The sequence below is a fragment of the Alkalihalophilus lindianensis genome (assembly GCF_032843265.1).
Taxonomy (GTDB): domain Bacteria; phylum Bacillota; class Bacilli; order Bacillales; family Bacillaceae_D; genus Alkalihalophilus; species Alkalihalophilus lindianensis.
In genome coordinates this window covers 1-405 of record NZ_JAWJBA010000067.1, presented here as the reverse complement: position 1 = coordinate 405, position 405 = coordinate 1, and the positions used below count along the sequence as shown (strand labels likewise).

Below are 405 nucleotides of genomic sequence, written 5' to 3'. Positions count from 1 at the left end.
AATGCCTGCCCAATTGGAATTAACGCCACTGACATAATAGAAGAGTTAATAGGATTGAGAATTGAACCTAAAATCATGGGCAATATCAGCTTTTGATTAAAATGATTATTACTTGCAGCCTCGTTTTTCTTATTTCCAGCGTAAAACAAGTTTTATTCCTTCCTTCGATAGTCCGATTTAGTCGGGCCTGTTCCACCGTTTGCGAAACAGACCCTTGTTTGTTCAATCCAATGTGTCGATCCAGGCGTCGACCGTCATTACATTTGCCTGGACAGGGAATAATTTCTCCATTAGCATGTGTTGAACTTCAGGATCACCATCATGACAGGCATCCTTTAGTACGGTTAGTGAATAATCTTTATCTGCAGCCTCCCGCAATGTCGATAGTACGACACCGCTCGTGGT

General features: G+C 42.0%; 1 protein-coding gene. It reads right to left on the bottom strand.

The features are described from left to right. Positions 1-222 precede the first annotated feature (222 nt). Positions 223-405 (bottom strand): isochorismatase family protein (locus RYX56_RS21310; RefSeq protein WP_317123984.1); only part of this gene is annotated, 183 nt, incomplete at its 5' end.